The organism is Nitrosovibrio sp. Nv6, from assembly GCF_900110495.1.
Classification (GTDB): domain Bacteria; phylum Pseudomonadota; class Gammaproteobacteria; order Burkholderiales; family Nitrosomonadaceae; genus Nitrosospira.
The window spans coordinates 251,245-272,927 of the sequence record NZ_FODX01000001.1; the positions used below are offsets into that span (position 1 = coordinate 251,245).

Consider the following 21,683-nt stretch of genomic DNA (forward strand, 5'->3'; position numbering starts at 1 on the left):
CGATTGTTACGATGCCTTTTCAGTCCTTAGGTGTTTATGCCTACGGTTCGCCTGTTTTTCTGCCTTCCCCCCTTTGTTTTCTTATGACGCGAGCAGGCCTTCTTCTATAAGCGAGGCGGTAAATGTGGTTACGATCTGCGGGTCTGGCAGAATGAGTCGCTCGTCCTTGTCTGCGTAATCCAGCCGGCTGAGCAGATCCTTGATGACATTCAGCCGTGTCAGCGGCTTGTTATCGGCACGCACGATGATCCATGGCGTTGTGAGATTGTGAGTATGAGCGAGCATTTTGTCGCGCGCCAGGCTATATGCATCCCATTTTTTCAGTGCAAATTCGTCCAAACCGCTTATCTTCCATTGCGCAAGCGGGTCCTTCCTGCGCTCGTCCAGCCGTTTTTCCTGTTCGGCTTTACTGATGTCCAGATAATACTTGCGGAGTTTGATGCCCGAACGGATCAGCATAAGCTCGAACTCGACCACCGAGTTCATGAATTCATCGTACTCGGCGTCGGTGCAAAAACCCATTACCCGCTCCACCCCTGCGCGGTTGTACCAACTGCGGTTGAATATCACGAGTTCCTGCGCTGCCGGCAGATATTGAACATAACGCTGAAAATACCAGGTGTTGCGGTCGCGGTCCGTTGGCTTGCCGAGAGCGACCACACGCGTTTCGCGCGGGCTCAAATGCTGAGTGATGCGCTTGATCGTACCGTCCTTCCCAGCTGCATCCCGGCCCTCGAAGATAACCAGAATCCTGTCATCGTGTTTGATGAAGTGCCGCTGCAGCTTTACGAGTTCAATCTGCAGTTTGTATAGCGTGTCTTCATAGGCTTCCTTGGATATTTCGGAAGGAGGCGTATCTTTTTCCTTTTTATCCGTTTTTTTACTCATGTCTGGTATTTTTCAAGGGTAGATTTGTTAAACGAAGTGATCATAGGACGCGGTGGAGCGAAGCCCCAACCCATCAGTACGCGCCAAGGCGAATAAATTGCCGCACTTGAATGAATTACGCCCCAGAGTTTTGATCATGGTTGATGCGTGGCATATGAGTTTTGATGGATTGCACTTTACTCCATCCATCCTGACAAGATTTTTTTTACAGGATTGATCGTTACGGCGTGGCCGGTTCGCTCAACTTGCTTTTATCTGCCTTTCTACTATGATAAATCAACATCCGGAAGGACTGCGGAATTGCGGCAATCAGGATGAAGACTGGCTTAAGCAATAGTAGTTGCAATAATGGTTGCTTCAAGCAGGAGAGATGCGCATACTGGAAAACATGAAGTTGCGTGCAAGGACATTTATATCGATTCTAATCATGCTGGCGCTGCCGCTGCAAGCGGCGCTGGCCGCAATCATGCCGCTATGCGCGCAAGCCAAAAATATGCCGGTTGTCGAGGTTGAAACTCAAATCTCTTCTGCCATGCCCTCTCTGATTGCCTGTAACCAGCACAATAACAGTCATGAACAGCCTGGCAACGATGATGGCGCCGGGGAGGAGGATTTTACGCTGTCCTGCGATGGGGTTGTTTGTCACATAAGCGGCAACGGCTTGCCTCCGGCGGCCTCGTCCCTCAATTTTGCCGGCGGATTTTCTTACGCCATCTCTTCCAATTCCCGCTTTTCCTCATTCATTCTTCAGCAACCGCAACGTCCCCCTCTCGCCTGATTTCGCGACACCCGGAACCAGCCTGAAATAAGGCAAATAAACGTATTCGTATTAGCTTGCATCGGAACCGCATGCTCTTGCTGCACAAGGCTTGCCAGATTGCAACCGTAATGGCTGTCTCTATGCAAAATAAATAATTCTGGCGCAAACTTCGAGGAGGTCAGAATGATTATTCCATTCTCTGCGCTGCAACTGGCGCTGGTACTTGTATGTATGCCTGTCCTGGTCCATGCAGACCAAACCCTTACCAGAAAGGGGTTGGAATGATTCGCGGCGGAATCATCGTGGTAGCGTTTGCCGTTGTCGTGCTTCCGGTAAATGCCCAAAGCGAAATTCCGAGTGGAGCAGGCACAGCAGCACCTGCGCGAACTGCCACGGAACCATCCCTGGAAACCTTCGCGGCATCAAATACAGGAAGCTTTACTCCCCTGGCTCCCCTGATCGCAGAGGCCATGGAGAATAATCCGGAAATTCAGGGTGCGCTACAGGAACGCGAAGCGGCTCATCAGAGAATATCCCCCGCGGAAGCGCTGGATGATCCGGTCCTCGAAGCGGGAGTGATCAATGCGCCACTGGCGTCCTCGACTTTCAATCGTGAAGACATGACCATGAAAATGATCGGCTTATCCCAGCGCCTGCCCTTTCCCGGGAAACGTGGTTTGCGGAAGGACGTTGCAGCCAAGGACGCCGAGGCAGTCGATTACGGTTACGAGGAAACCGTGAACCGGGTGGCGCGAGATATCAGGACTGCTTATACAGACCTGGGCCTCACGCTCGAAGTCACTCGCCTGATCAAGAAAAACAAGCTGATCCTGGAGGAGTTCCTGCATCTCGCCGAGGACCACTACGAGGTGGGGCGAGGAAATCAGGCCGACGTACTGAAGGCTCAGACGCAGGTATCGAAGATGGTGGACGAACTGCTCAGGCTCGAGCGGGAACGGCCGGTGATCGAGGCAGAGCTTATTCGCGCGTTGGGCCGCAGTGAAAATATTGCCGCGCCAATACCCGCACCTCCGCAATTGCAGGAAGAAAACCTCAATCTGGAATCCTTGCGCGAAACCGCTCTGACGCGGCGTCCGCAATTGCTGGCACTGCAAAGTCTCGTTGCGCGCAACGACAAAGCGCTGGAACTGACACGCAAAAATTATTACCCAGACTTCGACGTGCGCATGTCGTACGGCCAACGCGACAACATGCTGGACAATACGCGAAGACCCGACATGGTGAGCCTGACGGTGGCAATCAATTTACCTGTGTGGCGCGGCAGCAAACTCGCGCCGCGCGAAGCCGAGTCGCTGGCAATGCGCAATCAGACCTTGAGCCTGTATCAGGCACAGCGCAATGAGGTGACCGCCAGACTCCGCCAGCAGATAGCAGTGGCCCAGCAAAGTCTGAAATCAGCGCGGCTATACCAGACCTCCATCCTGCCGCAGGCTCGGCTTACAGTTGAATCCGCGCTGGCGGCCTATCGGGTCAATCGAGTGGATTTCATGACACTGCTCGACGGCCGGATGACAGTATTCAACTATGAAATCAGCCTGGCGACGGCTGTGGCCAGCTACAACAAGGCCTTGGCGGAAATCGATCTGCTTGTCGGCAAATCGCCAATCAATTTACCTGCCGCCCTCAGAGAGCGCATGTGAAGGAGCGCACGTGAAATTGGCTGTCAAATTTACCGTTTTTATCGCCCTGGCGGCAGCCACCCTCATCCTGGCTGCGGGATATTGGTGGGGTAGCAGCAAATCTTCGACCTCTGCGGTTAACTCGTCCGGAGAGGACTCGATCAATGGGAAGACCAAGGGGAAAACTAAGGGGAAAACTGAGAGGAAGATCCTCTATTACCGCAACCCGATGGGACTGCCGGACACCTCGCCCATGCCAAAAAAAGACCCGATGGGCATGGACTATATCCCAGTCTATGAAGGCGAAGAACTTGCGCCTGGCGATCTGGAAGTAAAAATCAGTGCAGAAAAAATACAAAAGCTGGGTGTGCGAAGCGAGACCGTTGCTCTGCGTGAACTTGCCCGTACCGTGCGGGCGGTATCGACAGTGCAGGCAGACGAGGGACGGTTGCACACCGTAGCCCCCAGATTTGAGGGCTGGATCGAGAGGCTCTACGTCAATACCACCGGGCAAGCGGTAAAAAAAGGCGATGCGCTGATGGATGTATACAGCCCTGAGCTGATCACGGCGCAGCACGAATATCTCGTCGCCAGAAAAGGGACGAAATTGGTCGAAGGTGGCAGTCTCGAGGTTCAGGCAGGCATGGAGCGGCTGGCCGAGAGTGCCTTGCAGAGATTGCGCAACTGGGATATCCCGGAGGCCGATCTGCGCATACTCCAGCAGGAAGGCAGAATCAGGCAACGCCTTACACTGCGCTCTCCCGCGAGCGGCGTTGTGCTGGAAAAGTATGCCGTTCAGGGGCAGCGCTTCATGCCCGGAGAGATGCTGTATCAGATCGCTGATCTTTCCAGTATATGGATCCTGGCAGATGTGTTCGAACAGGACATTGCCATGATACGTCGGGGCGATGCCGCCATCATCAGCATCGACGCGTATCCGGACAAAATATTCAACGGCAGGGTGACGTTCATCTACCCGACAGTAAACCCGGACACGCGTACCGCCAGGGTGCGCATCGAGCTGCCCAACATGCAAGGGCTGCTCAAACCTGCCATGTATGGAAGAGTGAAATTAGCTTCATCCCACGGCAAGGAAAAGGTGCTTGCGGTGCCCGAGTCGGCAGTCCTTGCAACCGGTACGCGGCAGTTGGTACTGGTTGATCTCGGGGAAGGCCGGTTTGAGCCGAGGGAGGTAAAACTCGGCGTCCATGGCGATGGCTATGATGAAGTACTGGACGGACTGGAGGCCGGGGAAAGGGTCGTGGTTAAAGCCAATTTTCTGATTGATGCGGAAAGCAACCTCAGGGCGGCACTGAGCGGCTTCGGCCACAGCGGCAACGGTTCAATGCCTGAAGAGCCGGAGGAGCCGGGCGAGAAGCAGCAAACCGCGTCCGGCTCGTCTCCCGCAGCCCCTGTATCTCCTCCTCAGTCAGCGATTCATCGCGGTGAAGGCATCGTTGAAGCGATCGATCCGGCCAATGCGACAGTAACACTTGCACATGATCCTATCTCCAGCCTCAGATGGCCGGAAATGACAATGGACTTTCTGGTCTCTGACCCAGCATTGCTCCGGACGTTGAAGCCCGGCCAGAAGATTGCTTTCGAAATAACCGAAAAATCACCTGGTGAATACGTGATCACCCGCATCCAGCCGAGCCAGGATAGCCCTGATACCCGTCCAGGCAGCAACGACCACAGGGAACACTGAGGTGGTAGGAAATATCATCGAATGGTCCGTGCGGCATATCTTCCTGGTGCTGATTGGAACATTTATTCTGGCGGTTGGGGGCTTTTATTCCGTATGGAAGACGCCGATCGACGCGATTCCGGATCTCTCGGACGTGCAGGTCATCGTTTATACGGAATATCCGGGGCAGGCGCCGCAGGTCGTCGAGGACCAGATTACCTATCCACTCACCACCGCGATGCTGAGTGTGCCGAAATCCAAGGTAGTGCGCGGGCTCTCCAACTTCGGTGCGTCGTTTGTATATGTCATCTTCGAAGACGGCACCGATATCTATTGGGCTCGCTCGCGGGTCCTGGAGTACCTGAGCTTCGCCGCGAGTCGTCTGCCCAACAATGTCAGGCCTTCGCTCGGCCCGGACGCAACCGGGGTGGGGTGGGTTTATCAATATGTGGTCACGGCCAGGAACCGGACGCTCGATGAGTTGCGCGCCCTGCAGGACTGGTTCTTGCGTTACCAGTTGACCGCGGCGGAGGGCGTGTCGGAAATCGCCAGTGTAGGTGGATTTGTACGAAGCTACCAGGTTACGGTAGACCCTCGGCAGCTACAAGCCTACGGCATCCCGCTCAAGAAAGTGAGCGAAGTCATCGCAGCGAGCAACCGGGACGTCGGTGGACGCGTTATCGAGATGGCGGAAACCGAATACATGGTGCGAGGCAAGGGCTATCTGCGCGGTATCGGTGATCTTGAAAATCTCGTTGTCAAGGCGGAAAGGGGCACCCCGGTGCTGCTGCGCGATATCGCCCGGGTGGAACTGGTTCCGGAGGAACGCCGCGGCATTGCCGAACTCGACGGTGAAGGAGAAGTCGTCTCGGCGATTGCGGTAGCGCGGCATGGCGAGCATGCGCTGGATGTCACCCGCAACCTTGAAAAGAAAATCGGGGAGATGGCATCGGGTCTGCCGGAAGATGTTTTGATTCATCCCATCTACAACCGCTCAGAACTGATTCACCGCGCCATTGGGACACTACGCGAGGTCTTTGTCGAGCAGATCATTATCGTGGCGCTGGTATGCATAGCCTTTCTCATGCATGTCCGTAGCGCATTGGTGGCGATCATCATGCTTCCACTCGGGGTCCTGATTGCTTTTATCGCGATGCGATTCCTTGGCATCAATTCCAATATCATGAGCCTCGCCGGCATTGCTCTTGCGATCGCCGAAATGACCGATGCAGCTATCGTCATGATCGAGAACGCCCACAAGCATCTTGCGCGCCTTGATCCCGGCGCACCGAGCGCATTCCGCATCGACGCCGTCATCGCGGCCTGCAAGGAAGTCGGGCCGTCGCTGTTCTTCAGCCTGCTGATCATCACGGTTTCATTCCTGCCGGTATTTACCCTCGAAGCCCAGGAAGGGCGGATGTTTCAGCCGCTCGCCTATACAAAGACCTTCGCCATGGCCGGGGCCGCGCTGCTTTCGATTACGCTGGTCCCGGCTCTGATCCTGCTTCTGATTCGCGGCCGCATTCCGCGTGAGCAGGATAATCCGCTGGGCCATATGATGATTCGGACCTACCGTCCGGTAATGGCGTGGGTGATGCATTGGAAAAAAACCATTATCGTGGCAGCGCTGGCAGTGCTTGGGCTTACTGTCTATCCCGCACTCAAGTTGGGAACTGAATTCATGCCGACATTGAACGAGGGCACGCTCCTTTATATGCCGGTGACCCTGCCGGGTATTTCGGTTACGAAGGCGGCGGAAATCCTGCAGACGCAAGACAAGATCATCAAAAGCTTCCCTGAAGTGGCGTCGGTGCTCGGCAAAGCGGGGCGGGCCAATACCGCCACTGATCCCGCCCCTCTGGAGATGGCTGAAACGATCGTCAACCTGAAGCCGCAAAGCGAATGGCGTGCCGGAATAACCGTCGATAAGCTCATCGCTGAAATGGATCACGCGCTGCAGATGCCTGGCGTCAGCAATGCCTGGACAATGCCGATCAAAAACCGGATCGATATGCTTGCCACAGGCATCCGTACGCCGGTCGGCGTCAAGGTGTTCGGCAAGGATTTGAACGAGATCGACACGCTTGCCCGGCAGATCGAGGCAGCGTTGAAAAAAGTGCCTGGAACCACCAGCGTCTATGCGGAGCGCATCACTGGGGGCTACTACCTCGATATCGAACCCGACCGGGTGGCGCTCGCCCGCTATGGACTGGCTATCGGTGATCTGCTGGAAGTGATCTCGGTGACGCTTGGCGGCGAGACAGTGACAACCACTGTGGAAGGGCGGGAGCGTTTTAATGTCGCCGTTCGCTATCCACGCGCATTGCGCAGCGATCCGCAGGCAATCGCCACTCAGGTGCTGATACCGACCATGAACCAAACAATGATTCCGCTCGGGCAGCTCGCGCGGATCAAGCTTGTCACGGGACCACCGAGCATCCGCACGGAGAACGCGCTCCTGTCGGCTTACATCTTCGTGGATATCCGCGATCGCGACATCGGCAGCTATGTAGCGGACGCGCAGCAAGCGGTGCGCGAGCAGGTGCGGTTTCCCTCGGGATACTACGCCGCATGGAGCGGGCAGTTCGAGTATATGGAACGTGCAACCGAGAAATTGAAAGTAGTGGTGCCGCTCACGATCCTGATCGTGTTCCTCCTTGTGTATCTCAACTTCAATCGCCTCACCGAAACGCTGATAGTGATGCTCTCGGTACCGTTCTCGCTGGTTGGGGGAATCTGGCTGATGTATCTTCTCGATTACAATATGAGCATCGCTGCCGCGGTCGGCTTTATCGGCCTCGTCGGTATTGCGACTGAAACGGGGATGGTGATGCTCACCTTCCTGGATCGGGCACTGGCGGATGTTACGGCTGCAAGAAAAGCCGCAGGCGAAAAAGTTGCCGTGGCGGATCTTTACGAGGCAGTCATACAGGGCGCGGTCTACCGGATACGGCCCGTCATGATGACGATAGCAGGAAGTATAGTCGGCCTATTCCCGGTCATGTTCAGCAGCGGCACGGGCTCCGAGGTGACCCGGCACATCGCCGCTCCCATGGTTGGCGGCATGGTATCTGCAACCGTGTTGACGCTGATTGTTTTTCCAGCCATCTATGCGCTGGTCAAGGAATTGGGTATACGCAAGCACGAATAAAAATAAATCGCTGTTGAGCGCGACGGTGGCCGATCTGTTTAATCAATTCATCAGGAGAGACTTCATGAAAAAATTATTCCTTTACAGCGTGGGGGCTTTTATTTTCCTTTCGGGATGTTCCACAACGGATTATGCCAGGGATGAACATGAAGAAACGGCTCTTCAAGAATTGGAGCGGGCGGTAAGAAGCGCTGAAAAAGGCGATGCGGCAGGCATTATCAGTCATACCGGGATAGCGAAAAAACACCTGATCGAGGAAAACAAGGAACATCCGTACACCCATCCATTTATATCCGTATATGGGCAGTTTCCGAAAGCGGAACATGATATAGAGATGTTTGAAGAAATGGACAAGGCCATCGGCGAAGCTAAAAAGGGAAACCTCGCGAAAGCCGGGGAGGCGGCCAGAAGGGCTTCCATGCACTTGCAACAAAGAGCGCGGTCAAAATGAGGGAGGGCGGCGCAACAATCCTGTACCTCTGTATCCCTGCCCTGTACGTCAACTTAACTTTGGTTCTTCCAGGGAAATACATCCCGTACTAGCCTAAACGAATGCGGGAATTGAGGAACTCTGGCTCCACGCATCGATAGCATGAAGGAGGTCCTGAGCAGGCATGAAGGAGAATCCTGCTTAACACCATCATTCCCAAAATTGTCCAAATATCAAAAGCTGGCCTAATATGAATCATGGTCAAGGGAAATAGGTATTTCCCGGCATTTCGGCCAGCATTGCGTTGAAGGTCCTATTCCACGTTTCGGAATGATTTCGGGAAGTCGGTCATGAACACGGACTTGAAGCATTCGAAACACCTACATCTGTCGCACCCGGGCGATCAGCACCGTGACGATCACCAGCATGGTGATTCTGCGCCTCCAGGGCCTGCATCGGAAGTAGCGGGAGCTCAATGGACGTGCCCGATGCACCCGGAGATCGTACGGGATTCTGCAGGCGATTGTCCAATCTGCGGAATGGCGCTGGTACCCATTGCCGGCGCGCGTACAGGTACGGACGCAGGTGAACCTGATGATTCGGAGTTGCGTGATCTTGCGCGCAGGCTGTGGGTTGGAGTTGCATTGTCGCTCCCGCTGATAGCGGTGGCGATGTCGCCCATGATTGGTATTCATGAGCCGTTCGGGCTACAGCCATCCTCACGCGGGTGGATCGAATTTTTACTGGGTACGCCCGTTGTGCTATGGGTTGGCTGGCCGATTCTACGCAAATTCTGGTTTTCGCTGGTGCATCGCGCACTCAACATGTATACGCTGATCGGCTTGGGAGTAGGGTTTGCATATCTGTATAGTCTTGCTGCTGTGCTTATTCCGGGGTGGTTTCCGCAAGAGTTCCGCGAGCACGACGGTGCAGTAGGGACGTATTTCGAGGCTGCTGCGGTTATCGTGACGCTGGTGATCCTCGGCGAATACCTCCAGACGCGGGCGATGGGCCAGACCAGCCGGGCCATTCAGCAATTGCTGAAGCTCGCGCCCAATCAGGCCTGGCGCGTGCACGACGACGGGACGGAAGAACAGGTGCCATTGGAGATGGTGGCCGTGGGTGACCGACTGCGTGTGAAACCGGGAGAAAAGATTCCTGTGGATGGCACGGTACTGGAAGGCGCGAGCCGGGTGGATGAATCGATGATCACCGGCGAGCCGCTGCCGGTGGCGAAGGCGGCTGGCGACAAGGTAACCGGCGCAACCGTGAACAGCAATGGCTCCCTGATCTTCCGCGCCGAACGCGTAGGTGCGGACACCCTGTTGGCACGCATTGTTAATATGGTGGGGGAAGCACAACGCACACGCGCGCCCATCCAGCGGCTCGCGGATGTCATCGCCGCCTATTTCGTCCAGATCGTTATCGCCGTCGCCGTCGTCACAGCGCTTGCATGGTGGTTTCTCGGTCCGGAGCCAAAATTCACCTACGCATTTGTTAATGCCATTGCCGTACTGATTATCGCCTGCCCATGCGCAGTGGGGCTGGCTACACCCATTTCGATGACTGTTGCAATGGGGCAGGGCGCTCGCGCAGGTATCCTGTTTCGCAATGCCGAGGCAATCGAGCGCATGCGCGACATCGATACCGTCGTCGTGGATAAAACCGGTACGTTGACGCTGGGACGTCCTGCGCTGACGGATTTTTCCACAGAAGGTATCGGACATGATGAGGCGCTTGCGCTCGTGGCTGGGGTGGAGCAGCTCTCCGAGCATCCCATCGGACATGCAATCGTGGAGGGCGCCAAGGCTCGCGGTTTGAAGCTTCCGGTGGCGGAAGCGTTCGATGCAATCAATGGTCTTGGCGTGCAAGCCGATATCGACGGCAAGCACATTCTGGTTGGCAGCCGTAATTTTCTCCTGCGGCAGGGTGTGGATACGCAACACTGGGAAGAGCGCGGGAAAGGGTGGCGGGCCGAAGCCAAAACAGTGGTGTTTTTCGCGGTGGATGACGTAGCCGCCGGAATTGCCGCGGTTGCCGATCCAATCAAGGATAGCACGCCCGAAGCCATCACGACGCTTCGGAACCTGGGCGTGCAGATCGTCATGCTCACGGGAGACTCGCAACGCACAGCCGACGCGATTGCGCGGCAACTCGGTATTGATGAAGCGCTGGCTGAAGTACTTCCAGAGCACAAAGCCGATCACGTAAAGCGCTTGCAGGCGGAGGGGCGCAAGGTGGCCATGGCGGGCGATGGCATCAATGATGCGCCTGCGCTGGCGCAAGCCGATGTTGGTATTGCAATGGGCACCGGCACCGATGTGGCAATGGAAAGTGCGGGTGTTACCCTCGTCAAGGGAGACCTGCGCGGCATTGAACGCGCCATGGTGCTGTCGCGCGCCACCATGCGCAATATCAGGCAGAACCTCACCTTTGCATTTGGCTATAACGCACTTGGCATACCATTGGCAGCCGGTGTGTTTTACCCGGCTTTCGGGCTGCTGCTATCGCCAATGTTTGCCGGGGCCGCTATGGCGATGAGCTCTGTGTCCGTCGTCACCAACGCGCTGCGGCTAAATCGCGTCAAGTTATGAAATACGGTTGAAGTTCCCCTGATATTGATTTTTCATGCCAACCCGACACGGAGAAATATCATGAAATCCCTCACTTTTTTTGCCATTCTGGCTATGCTCGGCTTATTGAGTTCCTGTGCACATATCGATCCCCATCCGATGGACATGACGAGCGCTATCCGGGAGGCTAAAACAAAAGAAGACCATAATGCGCTTGCCAGACATTACGAAGCTGCTGCAAATGCAATGCAGGCAAAAGCAAACGAGCAAAAAAGGTGTCTTGCCGAATATCAGAAGCATGGATATTACTACGGGAGGAAAACCATAGATGTAAAAGAGCATGCACAGGCTTTAGTACACGTCTATGAGGAAGCGGCGGAGGCCAACATGAGCATGGCGAAATCCCATCGCCGGATGGCGGAGGAAATAAGATAGAGCGACATGATCTGCAATAATTTTTGCTTGATCAAGACCAGGGGGACCTCAAACATCCCGGGGTTCCAGTGGAATGAGCTCAGCAAATTCAACCCGGCCACCTGCTACGACCGATAATATGCCAATTCTGGAATCACTGCTGACCTGCCCTCAATGCGGGTATGTCAAACAGGAAATAATGCCGATCGACGCCTGCCAGTTTTATTATGAATGCGGCCACTGCGGGACGATGTTACGTCCCCTTCCTGGCGATTGCTGTGTCTTTTGTTCCTTCGGATCCGTCAAATGCCCACCGGTACAAGGGCAATCGAACTGTTGCGGATAATAATCCGGTCACACCCATAGCTGTGACACAGCTTCATGCATAAACTGATCATTGTCCGCGGCTAAACGTGCTGTTCGTTCGCCTATGAACGACGCGATGCCCTCCATTGGCGCACTCGCTTCGAGTGCATGATCTTATACGCAAGGAAGCTCAGCAGCAGCGCCGCTATCAATGGTCCTATCGCGGACCGAAAGGTCTTCGCGTAATTAATCATCTGCACCCGCAATGGATACTCATAACGTACGGGAGGCACGGAATCTCCCGTAATAAATACCGTATATTCCCCTTCATCCAGACTTGTTTCTCCGTTGATCACGCCGTCAGGGTGATAGCTTGGACGCAGATATGTCACCGTCTCGTCGTCTGCCTCGTTGGTTCCTCTCACCACTCGCACGCCTATCGGTATATCACGCAACGCGGGGTCGACGAGATCCACTACCAAAAACGTGTTCCCCTCCTTGGGTATTTCCGTACAGTATTGATCGCCTGGCTCATATTGAGGTTGATAGGCGCTTAAGTGAACCATGCTGCTATCGCCAAGCCGGCGCATGCACGTATCTTCCTCCATAGCCACCTTTCCATGGGCAGCCGCTGCGCCACTGTAAAGCGCTGCGACAAGGGCAAGGGCCGCTCCACCGGCCTGTATCATTTCCTTGATCATCATCAATTACTCCTCTTGATTTGGTTTTGCTTGCCTCTGCGCATCGTACTCATATCTTTGAGTTACTAATCCAGCAGGGCAAGGGGTCATCTGTGGCGGAAAAATATACTCGCGAACACTCTATCCGTGACACTCGCTATATGTGAAACAGTGTAAAAACAAGAAATTGCTCCAACTCCTTTACAACAGTGTCAGCCCCTTATCTGATTCATTGACCCGGCGGTCGAAGTCTGCTCCGGATTGCAAAAATATGGCCTGCAACGATGAGATAGCGTCTATTCTATCCTCGTCTATGGTTGCATAATGAAAGTATAATAAAGTAATTGCATACTACAATCAAAAATAATATGGTAGGGCTCCATGACAAAAGATCAGATTAAGCGCTCATCCTGCCCGGTTAGCTGTGCGCTTGATGTATTGGGTGACAAGTGGAGCCTGCTCGTTATCCGGGACATCATGTTCATGCGCAAACAGTATTTCCGCGATTTCCTGACATCGCCCGAGAAAATCGCCTCCAATATACTTTCCGACAGACTGAAAAAGCTGGAGGAGTCCAATATCGTCCTGCGGCAACGCGACCCCGTAAACGCCCGCAGGGTAATCTATACACTCACGGAAAAAGGCCTGGATCTGTCACCTGCCATTCAGGAACTACTCCGCTGGGGCGCGAAACATGACCCTGCAAGTGATCAGCATGAATGGCCGACCCAGCACTCGAACAAAAGTTCCTAGATTTGATGGCTGAAGTAGTAAATCGTATTGGTAGTATGGGATAGTCGTAGCAGGTGCCCCCGGGGACGGGAGTTTGGGGAGTCCTGCCTTGAGAGGACAACATATTACTTTTCCAACTTGCTTCCGACTTGCCGATTTTCCTTCTGAAAGTTTGAATTATAGGGAGGAGCCGCGATGGCCGAGCAGACAGAAAAGCACAAAATGATCACCGGGCAAGTATACCGGCCTGGCGATGATCTGCTGCGTGAGGAAAGAAGACAGGCCAAACGGCTGTTAAAGATGTTCAATGATACCCTCCCGGACGAGCTTGAAAAACGAGCCGTTATTCTGAATGAGTTGTTCGGCGCGATAGGCTCCAACCCTGAAATCGAACCGCCTTTTTATTGCGATTATGGTTATAACGTCAGCGTCGGTAATAATTTCTACGCCAACCATAACTGCATAATCCTGGACGGAGCACCAGTGATCATCGGCGACAATGTGTTTCTCGGGCCTAATGTCCAGATTTATACGGCAACGCATCCATTGGCCGTGGAGGAACGTAATCAGGGACTGGAAACGGCTATACCAATCACCATAGGAGACAGTGTCTGGATTTGTGGCGGTGTTATTATTAACCCAGGCGTGACAGTTGGCCGCGGCACAACAATTGGAGCGGGAAGCGTCGTGACCAAAGACATACCGCCGAATGTTTTTGCGGCCGGGAACCCTTGCAAAGTAATACGAAATCTTGCTTGACTCATATTGAACTGGCTGCGACCGTAACGAACGGATCATTGCTGGAGTTAATACCGGAGTTTTCATTGCCGCAACCCAAAATTCCTGACCACCTCATTGCTGCTTACCGCTCGGCAAACTATCGGGCGGGAACTGGCAAGGATGCAATTACTTTGCGCGTCGATCAATATTCCGAGCCGCTATCGCGGCTTCTTGCCGAGTCGGGTCATCGGTGTGCTGCCTTCATCACTGCCTGCAACCCGTTCGGTGCGCTGGAAAATCTCGAGGCGAACATGAAGGCCTGCGCGGATCTCCGCGACAGGCTGGAGCGATATGTTGCCCAGCCGGATCAGATCATCGAGGGCATGGGCATTGACTCATCCGGGGCATGGCCGCCGGAGAAGAGTTTCCTTGTGCTTGGGCTGGATCTTGAGACATCGCGTACGCTCGGCCGAGAGTTCGGCCAGAACGCGGTTGTATGGGCCGGTGCGGACGCCATCCCCCTGTTGATTTTGCTCCGCTAATTGACCTGGCGCATCGCCTGGATGCCGTATTCAGCGGCGTGCTGAAGGACAATTGAGCAAAAAAAGGCTTTTTGCAGCAAAATGTGGGTATGTTTGTTATGATGTTGTTTCTACGCAGCCATTTCTACGCAGCCTACCCGGTCAAACCCGGAAAAAATAAAAACCATGGACATCGAACAACTGAATAACGATCACGGAATAGCCGGACAAATAAAGTTCGTCGAGGGTACAGGAGGATTTCCGTTCATCAAAATCGGTAATGCCAAAGCCAGTGCCGTGATTTCCGTGTATGGGGGCCAAGTACTGTCTTTTCAGCCTGCCAATGAGCCGCACAACCTGATGTTTCTTAGCGAAGCGGCATATTACCAGGCCGGCAAAGGTATCAAAGGCGGCACCCCGGTCTGTTGGCCATGGTTCGGACCTGACCCCGAAAGGTTAGGGCGCCCTGCGCATGGTTTTGTACGCAACTGCTCCTGGAACGTGATAAAGACCGAAACGACCATGGACGGCGACAGCAGGGTTACGCTGGGCCTGACAGACACTCCTGAAACCAGGGCCATCTGGCCGCATGCATTCAACCTTTCACTTGAAATTACGGTCGGCGAGTCACTGAATCTGGAATTGATCACCCGCAACACGTCCGCACAGGTATTTCATATAACCCAGGCGTTACATACTTATTTCCGAGTCGGGCATATTGATCAGGTAACGATATCCGGCCTGGAAGGGGCTGAGTATATCGACAAGGCCGACAACAGCCTTCTAAAATTTCAGATGGGTGCTGTAACAATCGGCACGGAGGTCGACCGTATCTATCGGGGCATCGAAGGCGAATTGATAATTGATGACGCCGCCTTTGGCCGTCGGATCAGAATCGCATCCAGAGGCAGCAAAACCGCTGTGGTGTGGAACCCGTGGTCAGCAATCGCCGCGGAAATGGGTGACTTGAAAGACGACGATTATAAACGCTTTGTTTGCGTCGAAACCGCCAATGCCGGCTCGGATATCGTGAAAGTAAGCCCCTATGGCGAATGCAGACTGGTGGCAAACTACCGCATAGAGCAGGCCTTTCCAGAAATGTTCAATGAATTCCCGCCTGCCGCCTAGCTGAAAGAGGCGGAGGTTTCGCATATGCTCTCTGTGAACTAGGGGTAGCTGAAGCCTGAATTGAGATTCACGAGATGACTTCCTCCCACAATTTCTGCAAGCGTTTGGCGGAAACAGGGTAGGGCGTTTTCAGTTCCTGGGCGAATAGCGAGATGCGCAGTTCCTCGATCTGCCATCGGAATTCGGCAAGGGCGGGGTCGCAGATACCGGCCTTGCGATGTTTTTCCAACCGTTGCTCATACTGATTCCATAATCCGGCAATAACGCCGCCGTGGCGCGCGTCGCGCTCCGGGTTGGCGGGATATTTGTCCAGCCGCAGAATCATTCCTTTCAGATACCGCGGCAGGTGTTGCAGCCGGTCCCATGGGGTGGCATTCAAAAACCCCGGATAAACCAGATTATGCAATTGTGTGCGCAATTGGGCATCAAGGCCGCCTTTCAGCTTGCCTGAACCTGCGCCAGATTTCGCCAACGCACTTCCACCAACCCCTCCCGTTGCGGACAACCTGCCCATTAACGTTTGGCATTCGTTCGCAATGTTTTGTACCATTCGTATAACCGCTTCAGCCACGGCTGGGAGGCGCGCTCTTGCGCGCTGCCGTTGGGCAATGAACTCCTTTTCGCTGTGCGGCAGCGAATCATCACCGATAAAGGCACGATCGGCAATGGCGTTCAGCATATCTTCGCGAAGCGCCTCTGCCCCGATGAGCGTATGTAATTGCAATAAGGCTGGGCTCAGGTATCGCCCTTGCCCTGACAGATTCTTCTCCAGCTGCTTCATCTGTTCCTTTAGCTCGAAACGCAGCAACTGCAGCACGCCGCCGCGCATGCTCGCCTGTGCCGCCTCACGCGTATCGAACAAATGGATCGCCACTTTCCCCTCCCGGTTGACGAGCGCCGGGTAGCCGGTCAGTTTTTTGCCGGCACGGATAAAAGCGATTTCTTCGGGCAGGTCGCCAAAGTCCCAGCGTTTTACGTCGTCGCGCTCGATCGGCAGGCGTTCACTCGAATCCGGGCGCGAGAATGTCAACTGCGCCGCCTGACCAAGCTGCGCCTTCAGTTGCGCGAGATCGCGGCTCATCGCCAACTCCTGCCCCGCATCGTCCACGACCTCGTAATTCATCAACAGATGGGACGGCGGTTTCTCGTCGCGCCACGCGTCCTGTGGGACGGCGATGCCGGTTTTGGCCCGAATAAAGTCCCCTAATGCCTCAGTCAGCGGCAAGGACGGGGACCGAGGTACCGCCTCTCCCCGCTCCTGGCTTTCCAGAAATCGTGTTACAAATTCCGGTATCGGCACAACATGACGGCGGACCTGCTTGGGAAGCGCTTTCAGGTACCAGGTCACCTTTTCGCGGACCAAACCCGGAACGAGGTTGTCGAATCGCGCTGAATTCAGCTTGTTGAGCAGCGGCAGCGGCACGGTAACGGTGACGCCATCCAATATATGTCCAGGGTCGAATCGATAGGTGAGCGGTAGCCGGACGCCGTCCACCGTTATGCTACCTGGATATCGCTCTTCCGTGACGCTGTTGGCCTCGTGGCGCATCAGGTATTCCCTGGAGAGAAAGAGCAGCCGCGGGTTTTCCTGTTCCGCTTGTCTCCGCCATTTTTCGAACGCTGCGCCGTTGCCTGTTCCACCGGGAATAATGGCATCGTAAAACGCAAAAATTTCCGCGTCGTCCACCAGCACATCCGGCCGGCGCGTCTTGTGTTCCAGCGCTGCGACATCGGCGATCAGTTTGCGGTTATGCTCGAAAAAAGGCGCCTGGGTTACATATTCACCCGCGACGAGTGCCGAGCGGATAAAAATTTCACGCGCTTCCCCCGGATTGATGTTGCCGTAATAAACCCGCCGCTTTGGCACAACGGTAAGGCCGTACAGGGTCACCCGCTCGAATGCCGACACCTGCGCCGTTTTCTTTTCCCAATGCGGATCGAAGTAGTGCTTCTTGCATAGTCGGCCGGCGATTTTCTCCACCCAAAGCGGGTCGATTCTGGCTGCGCATCGCCCGTAGAGCTTTGTGGTCTCGGCCAGCTCAGCTGCCATCACCCATTTGGATTTAGTTTTTTTCAGTACGGAGCCTGGAAAAATGGAGAACTTGATTCCCCTTGCTCCCAGATATTCGCCGGTCTCCTCAGCCTTGAAGCCGATGTTGCCCAGCAGCCCCGCAAGGAGTGCCCGATGAATTTCGTCATAACCAGCGGGAATCTGATTGGGCCTCAACCCCAGTTCCGCCACCAATGTATGCAACTGACCATGAACCTCACGCCACTCGCGCATCCTGCGGTGCGACAAGAAATTTTCCTGGCACTGTGCCATGAGCTTGCGGTTGGATTTTTTATGTTTCAACAATTCATCGAAAAACTCCCACAGCCTGAGGTAGCCCAGAAAGTCGGAGCGCTCGTCCTGAAAACGCTGATGCGCCCTGTCCGCTGCTTCCTGCCGCTCGAATGGTCGGTCGCGCGGGTCCTGCACGCTGAGGGCGGCAGTGATGATGAGCACTTCACTCAGGCAGTTCTCCTCTTTTGCAGCCAGTATCATGCGTGCGATTTTCGGATCGATCGGAAACTTTGCCAGTCGCCAGCCTATGCTTGTCAGCATATTGCTGTCATCAACTGCGCCCAGCTCGGCCAGCAGTTGGTAGCCGTCCGCGATCATCCGCGGCGGAGGCGGCTCGAGGAAGGGGAAATTTTCCACCTCGCCGATCTTCAGTGATTTCATACGCAGAATCACGGCTGCCAGCGATGAACGTAGAATTTCCGGGTCGGTGAACTCCGGTCTGGCAAGATATTCCTCTTCCGAATAGAGCCGTATACAGATGCCGCTCATCACCCGCCCGCAACGTCCAGCCCGCTGGTTAGCCGAAGCGCGTGAGATTTTTTCCACCTGCAACTGCTCCACCTTGTTGCGGTAGCTGTATCGATTGAGTCGCGCCAGTCCCGTGTCGATCACATACCGTATGCCGGGAACAGTAAGCGATGTTTCGGCCACATTGGTAGCGAGCACGATTCGCCTGACGTTGCTGTCGGGCTTGAACACGCGCTCCTGTTCCGCGTACGACAAGCGCGCAAACAAGGGCAGAATATCCGCACCGCCGCCGCCTCCAGGGGCGGAGGGCCCGAACCGGTTGAACGCATGCTTGCGCAGCACCTCGGCGGTTTCCCGAATTTCCCGCTCGCCCGGAAGAAAGATCAGTATGTCTCCCGTGCCGGAACGGGTCGTTTCGTCCACTGCGTCGAGGATGGCCTGTTCCAGACCGCCTTCTTCCTTGTCTTCATCTTCGGTTTTATTCTGGCTAGGGCCGAAAGGGCGATAACGCACTTCCACCGGATACATCCGGCCTGACACTTCGATAATCGGCGCGTCGTTGAAATGCGCCGAAAAGCGCTGCGCATTGATGGTGGCGGACGTGACGAGAAGCTTCAGGTCTGGCCGCCTGGGCAGCAACTGCTTGAGATAACCAAGGAGAAAATCGATATTGAGACTGCGCTCGTGCGCCTCGTCGATGATGATCGTGTCGTAGGCAAGGAGAGAAGGATCGCCCTGCGTTTCCGCCAGCAGCATGCCATCGGTCATGAGTTTGACATAGGTCCCCGAACTGACCTTGTCCGAGAAACGCACCTTGTAGCCGACCACGTGCCCCAGCGGACTTTTGAGTTCGGAAGCAATCCGCGCCGCCACCGTGCGCGCGGCAATGCGACGTGGCTGCGTATGCCCGATCATTCCCGCCACCCCGCGGCCGAGCTCGAGGCAGATTTTCGGCAACTGCGTCGTCTTGCCCGAGCCGGTCTCGCCACAGACGATTACCACCTGATTCTCCCTTATCGCGCGCGCAATTTCTTCACGCCGCCCAACTACAGGCAGGTCTTCGGGATACATTGGTTTGGGAAGGTTGGCGAGGCGCCAGGCGGCGTCGGCAGCGGAAATGGCAGAAGATTTTTTCATCAGGCGATGTAACAAAGGATGGTTATTCTAACGCAGGAGAACGGCTGGACAAAAAGCACAAGATGGAAATGTAGAAACACCCGAGGTAATAATTTATTCTTGATTTCTCATACTCATCAGCTATGTTTAATAAACAACCCGAATGTGGAGCGGCATGCCAGGCTCGGGTCAGAGAGAAATTCCAAAAGCATAAGATGATCCGCTTCACAAGAGCAGATCAGGATCCCATCAAGACAAACAGGAGTCAAAGTCCAATCATTCGGCTTAAGTAAGGATTGTGATGCAGGCCGTGAGGTCTCGTGTAAATCACATGAATCGCTGTAGATAAGGTACGATTGTAGAATGCGATTTTTCCCTAGCTTGATATCATCGCAGCAAGTTATCCCATAGTTGCTTGATGCTCGACTGCTTTCAATTGCCCAGACAGAAAAAGATGAAAACATCAATCGGCCACAGCACGAGAACACTGCCCGTTCTCGAATAAGGCGACTATCCGTCTGAAGAATTCGCGATTTATCCGGACAATAAGAAAGGAAAATGCAAGATGCGAGCCACGATTCAGTTTAGTCATCCGGACAAAAAATTCGCCATTCTCACAAAACTGCTGAACATCATTAAGGGTATAAAAAACCTGCATCAGCACATTCTAGCCGACGGCATATTGCTGGAAAGGCTGGATGCAAGCGATATAGAAAAACTGAAAACAGCGCTGGCAGGTCCGAATTATTCCAAATGCGTTATCTCGGACAACTCTATTCGGGTCATCATTATCGGTGGCGAACTGCGCGCCTTGTTCGGGTTGGTGATACCCATTCCCGGCAGGCAGGACGACTTCGCCCGAATCTTCTGGGAACGCGGTTTTACCCTTGAGCACTTGACACCGGGACAGGCTGAAGCAATAAGAAACCAGCTCGACGCCATCGCAGCCGTGACCATCACGCCCGATATCCCTCAGACACGCATTTACACGGTCAGCGGGCAGGTCAGCCAGGACGACGGCACCCCTCTCAGCACTCGCGGTTTTACTGTCCGCGCCTTTGATTCGCTCTCCGTGAACAGTCTTGTGCTCTGTGGGAGTACGGCTACTCTTCAAGCTGACGGTTTTTATCGAATCGACTACGCCTGGCGGTCAAACGGACGAAAAGGCCCCGATTTACTCGTTCGCGTGTTTGATCCGGAAGGCAACGTTGTGGCTGAAACCAAAAAATCCTCAGCTGCAATTCAGGAATTCCTGGACATGACAGCCGAAGGATTATGTATCGTCCGAGGCATAATCCGTTACGCCGATGGTGCCCCGCTTCCGGATGTCGTCGTGCGCGCTTTCGACCGTGATATGCGGGCAGAGGCATTACTGGGAAACACGGTCACCGATGCTGAAGGATTTTATGAAATTACCTATAGCGTAGGGCAATTCCAGGCAAAAAAGGCGCAAGCTGACCTGGTCATGCGCGTTTTCCGGCAGGGAGAGGGAGAGGAGGAAATCGCCGTTTCCGATATTGTGTTCGATGCGTCGCTACAACAGGCCATTGATATGGAGATCGAGTCCAGGAAATTTCCTGGTCCATCGGAATATGAGCAGTATCTTGCCGCGCTGAAACCATTCATTGTGGGAGAACCAATTCACGAATTGACTGATGAGGATTTAAGTTTTCTCAACGGCAAAACAAACATTCCGCTTGAACAGCTAAGTCACTTGCGTGTGGACGCGCAATGGTCTTTTCAATACGGATTGGAACCCGGGATGGCCTACGGCCTTTTTAGTCAGGGGTTACCGGCAAACCTGCGCCGCTTGCTGACCGAGAAGCGAGCGGGTTTACATGAAGCACTTCGGGTCTCGCTAGTGCATAACGTTGTCCCAGCGGGGCTTGCCGGGCAAATTGACGAGGTTCTTGAACGACTTCTGTCCCTGACTGATTCACCGGTCGTTGAGTTGGACAGGAAGGTCAAGTAACAAGGCTTATCAATAAGTCCTTCGATGATTATCACTTATCGGCAACTGGGCCGCAAAATCGAGTCCGTATAAGCGCACAACTGACCTCGTCTGCGAACTTTACGATGAATAAATCCAAGGGGCGCAATGTATTGAGCGGCGCTTTTGCCGCAA

General features: G+C 54.4%; 16 protein-coding genes. 13 read left to right on the forward strand and 3 right to left on the reverse strand.

The features are described 5' to 3' along the window. Nucleotides 1-81 precede the first annotated feature (81 nt). Entirely contained in the window at nt 82-888 is an 807-nt protein-coding gene (ppk2, locus tag BMX66_RS01250; RefSeq protein WP_090877607.1) for a polyphosphate kinase 2, read from the reverse strand. Nucleotides 889-1,258: 370 nt separating this feature from the next. Here ppk2 and BMX66_RS01255 point away from each other — a divergent pair, with 370 nt between their 5' ends. The 8 genes from BMX66_RS01255 to BMX66_RS15895 all read left to right on the forward strand — a co-directional run bounded on the left by BMX66_RS01255 (nt 1,259) and on the right by BMX66_RS15895 (nt 11,889). Continuing rightward, nucleotides 1,259-1,666, forward strand: coding sequence for a hypothetical protein (locus tag BMX66_RS01255; RefSeq protein WP_090877609.1), 408 nt, complete (start codon nt 1,259-1,261; stop codon nt 1,664-1,666). A 263-nt stretch (nt 1,667-1,929) separates the two neighbouring features. After that, the gene (locus tag BMX66_RS01260) at nt 1,930-3,309 is read left to right on the forward strand and encodes a TolC family protein (protein WP_090877611.1); all 1,380 of its coding nucleotides are present in this window, start codon (nt 1,930-1,932) and stop codon (nt 3,307-3,309) included. A 10-nt stretch (nt 3,310-3,319) separates the two neighbouring features. Next, nucleotides 3,320-4,996 (forward strand): efflux RND transporter periplasmic adaptor subunit, encoded by a 1,677-nt coding sequence (locus BMX66_RS01265; RefSeq protein ID WP_090877613.1) that lies wholly within the window; start codon nt 3,320-3,322, stop codon nt 4,994-4,996. Nucleotide 4,997: 1 nt separating this feature from the next. Next, entirely contained in the window at nt 4,998-8,126 is a 3,129-nt protein-coding gene (locus tag BMX66_RS01270; protein WP_090877616.1) for an efflux RND transporter permease subunit, read from the forward strand. A 64-nt stretch (nt 8,127-8,190) separates the two neighbouring features. After that, nucleotides 8,191-8,577, forward strand: a complete 387-nt coding sequence (smbP, locus tag BMX66_RS01275) for a small metal-binding protein SmbP (RefSeq protein ID WP_158593359.1) — start codon at nt 8,191-8,193, stop codon at nt 8,575-8,577. A 329-nt stretch (nt 8,578-8,906) separates the two neighbouring features. Then, a complete protein-coding gene (locus BMX66_RS01280) occupies nt 8,907-11,150 on the forward strand; it encodes a copper-transporting P-type ATPase (RefSeq protein ID WP_090877620.1) in 2,244 nt (747 codons plus the stop codon). A 60-nt stretch (nt 11,151-11,210) separates the two neighbouring features. Beyond that, nucleotides 11,211-11,564 carry a hypothetical protein gene (locus BMX66_RS01285; protein WP_090877623.1) on the forward strand — a complete coding sequence of 118 codons (354 nt, stop codon included), beginning with the start codon at nt 11,211-11,213 and terminating at the stop codon, nt 11,562-11,564. Nucleotides 11,565-11,682: 118 nt separating this feature from the next. Beyond that, nucleotides 11,683-11,889: a GDCCVxC domain-containing (seleno)protein gene (locus BMX66_RS15895; RefSeq protein ID WP_090877625.1), complete on the forward strand. Its 207-nt coding sequence runs from the start codon at nt 11,683-11,685 to the stop codon at nt 11,887-11,889. An 82-nt stretch (nt 11,890-11,971) separates the two neighbouring features. Here BMX66_RS15895 and BMX66_RS01295 read toward each other — a convergent pair whose 3' ends face one another. After that, nucleotides 11,972-12,550 (reverse strand): hypothetical protein, encoded by a 579-nt coding sequence (locus BMX66_RS01295; protein ID WP_090879646.1) that lies wholly within the window; start codon nt 12,548-12,550, stop codon nt 11,972-11,974. Nucleotides 12,551-12,910: 360 nt separating this feature from the next. On the opposite strand from BMX66_RS01295, the gene BMX66_RS01300 reads away from it, so the two are divergent. The 4 genes from BMX66_RS01300 (at nt 12,911) to BMX66_RS01315 (ending at nt 15,630) form a co-directional block, all read left to right on the forward strand. Beyond that, a complete protein-coding gene (locus tag BMX66_RS01300; protein WP_090877627.1) occupies nt 12,911-13,282 on the forward strand; it encodes a winged helix-turn-helix transcriptional regulator in 372 nt (123 codons plus the stop codon). A 174-nt stretch (nt 13,283-13,456) separates the two neighbouring features. Then, the gene (locus BMX66_RS01305; protein WP_090877629.1) at nt 13,457-14,020 is read left to right on the forward strand and encodes a sugar O-acetyltransferase; all 564 of its coding nucleotides are present in this window, start codon (nt 13,457-13,459) and stop codon (nt 14,018-14,020) included. Then, nucleotides 14,017-14,523, forward strand: coding sequence for a DUF3293 domain-containing protein (locus tag BMX66_RS01310; protein WP_255398743.1), 507 nt, complete (start codon nt 14,017-14,019; stop codon nt 14,521-14,523). Before BMX66_RS01305 ends, BMX66_RS01310 begins: the two co-directional genes overlap by 4 nt. A 165-nt stretch (nt 14,524-14,688) precedes the next feature. Continuing rightward, nucleotides 14,689-15,630 (forward strand): D-hexose-6-phosphate mutarotase, encoded by a 942-nt coding sequence (locus tag BMX66_RS01315; protein ID WP_090877631.1) that lies wholly within the window; start codon nt 14,689-14,691, stop codon nt 15,628-15,630. A gap of 67 nt (nt 15,631-15,697) precedes the next feature. On the opposite strand, the gene hrpA is transcribed toward BMX66_RS01315, so the two are convergent. Further along, nucleotides 15,698-19,579 carry an ATP-dependent RNA helicase HrpA gene (gene hrpA, locus BMX66_RS01320; protein ID WP_090877633.1) on the reverse strand — a complete coding sequence of 1,294 codons (3,882 nt, stop codon included), beginning with the start codon at nt 19,577-19,579 and terminating at the stop codon, nt 15,698-15,700. A 544-nt stretch (nt 19,580-20,123) separates the two neighbouring features. Here hrpA and BMX66_RS01325 point away from each other — a divergent pair. Continuing rightward, complete coding sequence (locus tag BMX66_RS01325; RefSeq protein ID WP_090877636.1) at nt 20,124-21,530, forward strand: carboxypeptidase-like regulatory domain-containing protein; 1,407 nt, start codon at nt 20,124-20,126, stop codon at nt 21,528-21,530. Nucleotides 21,531-21,683: the final 153 nt, after the last annotated feature.